Genomic DNA, 4,134 nt, shown 5'->3' on the forward strand with positions numbered 1-4,134 from the left:
CTCGTGGAACGCGCCGACGATGGACTCCAGCTGTGCGGTGGTCACCGGGTTCATGAGAAGGACCCCTCCGTTCGTCGGGAGCATCCTGCCGTACTTGCGCCGCGGGCGCGTCGTGCGTTCAGGGGCAGGGCACCCCGAGGCGACGGGACTCGCGGACCTTGCCCGCCTCGAAGGCGACCTGCGTCAGCCACCGGCGCCGTGCGTCCGGGCCCCCCGTCGCCGGGAACCGGGAGAGCAGGACGAGCTCGTGCCGCAGCCGGGCGCGACCGGTCCGCGGCCTCGCGTCGGAGGGCCGGTACCGGGCGTGCAGCGTCGCGTGCCCACGGCCGGCGTTGAACTGCTGGCGCAGGAGCCGGCGCAGGTCGGCGCGGATCCGGTAGTGCACGAGGGCGTCGGGCACGTACGCGGCGACGTAACCCGCCTGCCGGGCACGCCAGGCGAAGTCGATCTCCTCCGCTCCCGGCGGGTAGTCCTCCGGGTAGGCCCCGGCGGCCTCGAAGACCTCCCGGCGGAACGCGGTGTTGCAGCCGATGGGGTAGGCCAGGCCCGACCACGAGACGAGCAGCCCGTCGGAGCGTCGCGGGATGGCCGTCCACGCCGCCGCGGGCCCGGAGAGGGTGCCGGTCTCGAAGGAGCCCCCCACGAACGCCTCGGTCTCCAGCGCGGCCAGCAGCGCCGCGACCCATCCGGGACCCACGACGTCGTCCGCGTCGCAGATGAGGATGCGGTCGGAGCGGGCCGCACGGACGCCCTCGTTGCGGGCCACGGAGACACCCCGCGCCCGGGACGCGTCGACGATGCGCAGGCCGGGCAGGCGTCCGGTCCACTGCTCGACCAGCGCCCGCAGGTCGTCGGTGGACCCGTTGTCCGCGACGACCACCTCGCAGTCGGCGATGCCCTCCTGGGCCGCCAACGCGGCGAGCTGCTCCCCGAGGGTCGCGGTGGCGTCGAACGTCGGGATGACGACCGAGCACCGGGGCGCGTCGGAGGTCATGCCCCGGCGCCGCTGCCGCCCCGGTCCCCGCCCAGGAGGAGCCGCAGGGTCGGGGCGAGCGACCGGAAGGCCCTCCCCCGGTGGCTGATCGCGTTCTTCTCGTCCTCGCTGTGCTCGGCGAGCGTCCGGCTGCCCCCCTCCGGGACGAAGACGGGGTCGTAGCCGAAGCCCTTCGTGCCGCGCGGCTCGCGGACGAGCACGCCGTCGACCCGCCCCTCGACCCCCTCGACGCGCCCGTCGGGCAGGGCGAGGACGGCGGCGCAGACGAACGCCGCCGCCCGGTGCTCGTCCGGCACGTCCGCCACCTGCTCCAGCAGGAGACGGAGGTTGGCCCGGTCGACGTCCGCGCGGCCCGCGCCCGGCCCGGCGTGCGACCCGGACCAGCGGGCCGAGAAGACGCCGGGAGAGCCGCCCAGCACCTCGACGGCCAGGCCCGAGTCGTCCGCGACCGCCGGCAGGCCGGTCGCCTCGGCGAGCGCGACGGCCTTGAGCCGGGCGTTGCCGAGAAAGGTGACCTCCGTCTCCGGGACCTCCGGGCCGTCGACCTCGGCGGCCGACACGATCTCGAGGTCCAGCTCGGACACCAGGTCCGCGAGGATGGCCCGCAGCTCGTCCACCTTGTGCTCGTTGCGGGTGGCGAGGACCAGGCGGCGGGTCATCCGACGCGCTCGCGGGCGGGAGCCTGGAGCGCCTCCTGCTGTCGCCGGGTGAGCTCCGCGCACCCGCTCGTCGCCAGGTCCAGCAGCCGTCCGAGCAGCTCGCGGTCGAAGGGCGCCCCCTCGGCCGTCCCCTGCACCTCGACGAACGAGCCGTCGCCCGTCATGACGACGTTCATGTCGGTCTCGGCCGTCGAGTCCTCGGGGTAGTCGAGGTCGCAGACCGGCTCGCCGCCGACGACCCCCACGCTCACCGCCGCGATCGACCCGGTCAGCGGCTCGGCGCCGGCGGCCAGAAGGCCCCGGGCCTTCGCGTCCGCCACCGCGTCGACGAGCGCGACGTAGGCACCGGTGATCGCGGCGGTACGGGTGCCGCCGTCGGCCTGGAGGACGTCGCAGTCCAGGACGATGGTGTTCTCGCCAAGGGCCGCGGTGTCGATCACCGCGCGCAGGCTGCGGCCGACGAGCCGGCTGATCTCGTGGGTGCGGCCGCCCACCTTGCCCCGGCGGGACTCACGGTCGCTGCGGGTGTTCGTCGATCGCGGCAGCATCTCGTACTCGGCCGTGACCCATCCCGTCCCCCGACCCTTGAGCCAGCGCGGGACGCCCTCGGTGAACGAGGCCGCGCACAGCACCCGGGTGCGCCCGAACTCGACGAGGACGCTGCCCTCGGCGTGGTCGAGCCAGTTGCGGGTGAGCCGCACCTCGCGGAGCTGCTCGGGGGACCGTCCGTCGTGTCTCGTCATGACGAGCAGGCTAGCCACCGTCGGGCTCGGCGCCGGTCGGGCCCGGTCGTGACAGGATCCGCAGGTGTCCTCGTGCGAGCCACCCACCGCCGACGCCACGCCGCACGTGACGGTCGTCGTCGTCGTGTACGCGCAGGCCCGTTTCGTCGAGCAGTGCCTGGACTCGGTCCGGGCCCAGACCTGCCGTCCGCGTCTCGTCGTCGTCGACGACGCCTCGCCCGACGACTCCGCCGACGTCGTCCGCCGGTGGGCCGAGCGGACCGGGTTCCCGGTCGAGCTCGTCGCCCATGCCGAGAACCGGGGGCTGGGAGCGAGCCTCGCGGAGGCGCTCGACCTCGTCACGACGCCGTTCCTGGCCTACATCGCCGGGGACGACTGGATGGAGCCCGAGCGGGTCGAGGTGCAGCACCGGGCCATGGAGGAGGCGGGGGACCGCTGCGCCCTGTCCTACTCCGACGTCCACCGGGCCGACGAGTCCGGGGTCCGACTGCACCCGACCTTCGCGCAGCAGCACGCCGCGGACTGGGGCTCGCGGGAGCCGGACGTCTATGCGGCCCTGCTGCGGCGCAACTGGATCCCGGCGCCCTCGACGATGCTCCGGACGAGCGCCCTCCGGAGCGTCGGGGGCTACGACCCGGAGATCTTCTACGAGGACCACGACGTCGCGCTCCGGATCGCCCGCCGCTACGAGGTCCTGGCGCTGGAGTCGTGCCTGGCCACCCATCGGGAGCTCACCGGCTCCTACGGCCACCGGATGTTCTTCACCGACGCGCAACGCAGCGCCTGGCTCCGGGCCAGGGTCCTCATCTACCGCAAGCACCTCGGTCACGACGAGTCGACGGACGCCGTCATCGTCCCGATGCTGCTTGCCTGGCTCCGGGAGCTCTACCTGCGCGGGGAACCGGTGGCCTGGGTGCGCGCCAGGTACGCCGAGGTCCGCCGGGCGGGCCCCCGTCCGGGCACGGGGGGCAAGGTGCTGGCCCTGAGCCGTCTGGGGGTGCCGGGCCGGCTCGTCACGTCCGCGTCCTCGGTGCTCACGGGGCGTCGCTGACGGTGTCCTGCCCGTCGTCGGCGTGCTCGGGGGGCCACACGACGCGGAACCGCTCGAAGCAGACCTCGAGGTCGTCCGAGAACTCCGTCCCGATCCGCTCGCAGGACCGCCGGAAGTACGCCCGGTGGTGGTGCAGCCACGAGTCGCGGGTGCGGTCGTACTCCCCCTCGTCCCAGGCGAAGGCGTCGTCGACGCTGGAGAGGGGCCCCACCCGCAGCTCGGTGGTCCGCAGCACGACGCGGGGCGCCCCGGAGCCGTCGCAGACGACCCAGTGCCCGCCGACGCGGGGCAGGTCCTCGCCCTCGTGCCGGTACTCGGCGACGAGTCCCGCCGTGGCTCGTTTCGTGCCGCCGGTGACGAAGGCGAGCAGCTCGTCGGCGAGACGCGGCGAGTCGCCGAACCAGGCCGCTTCGGGCCACTCGTGCCGGTCGACGCCGGGGGTGGCGGCCGCGTAGTCCGCCCACATCGCGCGCGCCGCCCCCACGTCGAGCGCCGGTGGGTCCTCCCCGACGACGAGCGTCTCACCGGCCAGGGCGAGCTCGACCCGCCCCGGCCACACCGCGGCGGCCTGGGCCCGACAGACCTCGGCGTCGTTCCAGGCCGGGATGTGGGTGAGCACGAGCCGGCGCACTCCCCCGGCGCGGACGGCCGCCGCCGCCGCCCGCGAGCCGGTGAGGTGGATGCCGC

The 4,134-nt window shown here is 74.8% G+C and carries 5 protein-coding genes; 1 reads left to right on the top strand and 4 read right to left on the bottom strand.

Annotated elements, in window-relative coordinates; genetic code table 11:
- Positions 1 to 118 precede the first annotated feature (118 nt).
- From EPD83_RS19820 to rph, 3 genes are read right to left on the bottom strand one after another with little or no spacing between them, the layout of a single operon-like run.
- Positions 119 to 994, bottom strand: coding sequence for a glycosyltransferase family 2 protein (locus EPD83_RS19820; RefSeq protein WP_128366744.1), 876 nt, complete (start codon positions 992 to 994; stop codon positions 119 to 121).
- Positions 991 to 1,653 (bottom strand): RdgB/HAM1 family non-canonical purine NTP pyrophosphatase, encoded by a 663-nt coding sequence (gene rdgB, locus EPD83_RS19825; RefSeq protein WP_128366743.1) that lies wholly within the window; start codon positions 1,651 to 1,653, stop codon positions 991 to 993. Before rdgB ends, EPD83_RS19820 begins: the two co-directional genes overlap by 4 nt.
- A complete protein-coding gene (rph, locus tag EPD83_RS19830) occupies positions 1,650 to 2,396 on the bottom strand; it encodes a ribonuclease PH (RefSeq protein ID WP_128366742.1) in 747 nt (248 codons plus the stop codon). The genes rdgB and rph overlap by 4 nt, the downstream gene beginning before the upstream one ends.
- Positions 2,397 to 2,460: 64 nt before the next feature.
- Between rph and EPD83_RS19835 the strand changes: the two genes are divergently transcribed.
- Positions 2,461 to 3,447 (top strand): glycosyltransferase family 2 protein, encoded by a 987-nt coding sequence (locus tag EPD83_RS19835; protein ID WP_128366741.1) that lies wholly within the window; start codon positions 2,461 to 2,463, stop codon positions 3,445 to 3,447.
- On the opposite strand, the gene EPD83_RS19840 is transcribed toward EPD83_RS19835, so the two are convergent.
- Positions 3,431 to 4,134 (bottom strand): ASCH domain-containing protein (locus EPD83_RS19840; RefSeq protein ID WP_407676043.1); only part of this gene is annotated, 704 nt, incomplete at its 5' end. The two genes, EPD83_RS19835 and EPD83_RS19840, sit on opposite strands and share 17 nt — an antisense overlap.

The organism is Phycicoccus flavus (genome assembly GCF_004025965.2).
GTDB lineage: Bacteria > Actinomycetota > Actinomycetes > Actinomycetales > Dermatophilaceae > Phycicoccus > Phycicoccus flavus.

Coding starts and splice junctions, on each gene's coding strand:
- EPD83_RS19820 (WP_128366744.1), bottom strand. CDS start 994: ATGACCTCCGACGCGCCCCGGTGCTCGGTCGTCATCCCGACGTTCGAC.
- rdgB (WP_128366743.1), bottom strand. CDS start 1,653: ATGACCCGCCGCCTGGTCCTCGCCACCCGCAACGAGCACAAGGTGGAC.
- rph (WP_128366742.1), bottom strand. CDS start 2,396: ATGACGAGACACGACGGACGGTCCCCCGAGCAGCTCCGCGAGGTGCGG.